Source organism: Alcanivorax sp. HI0044 (assembly GCF_001634945.1).
Genome location: NZ_LWEZ01000398.1, coordinates 1 through 498, shown reverse-complemented (window position 1 = coordinate 498; position 498 = coordinate 1). Strand labels below are relative to the sequence as shown.

The 498-nt window shown below is 61.0% G+C and carries 1 pseudogene; it reads left to right on the top strand.

Features of this window, described 5'->3' with window-relative positions:
- Window positions 1-280: 280 nt before the first annotated feature.
- Window positions 281-498, top strand: a pseudogene (locus A3730_RS04865) (AraC family transcriptional regulator); the annotation flags it as partial.

Below are 498 nucleotides of genomic sequence, written 5' to 3'. Positions count from 1 at the left end.
GCGAGAGCTTGAACCACTGCTCTGCGCCAGCAAGGCGGCGGCTGGCCTGCCGTCCATCTGAAATGGTCCCGAGGGGGCTGCGCTGCTGATGGGGCAGCGCGTCAGACGGTGGCGCAGCTCCCGCATCGTCGGCCAACACCTTACCCCGGTGATCGGAAATCGCCATGGCTGTCCACGCCAATCTGTTGTCCCATCGCGCCGTGGCGGTAAAATGGGAGCTCAGAGCAAGGGTGTAATACCGACGCCAGTAGGGGCCGTCGGGGCAATAAAGGCTGAAAACGTGCAAAGCGAATATATAGCCCTGAGCGGCTGGGTGATCCCCATATCCAAGACCATGCAGGCTCATGGTATCGACGTGCAGGCGGCGTTCGATGCCTGTGGCATCGCTGCAGCAGATCTGGAGAACCTGGAATCCAGAATGGCCGTGGCCAAGCTTTCCTCCCTGGTGGCCTACTGCAATGCCCGCTTGCCGGGGAAAGATTTCAGTGTTCAGGTGGG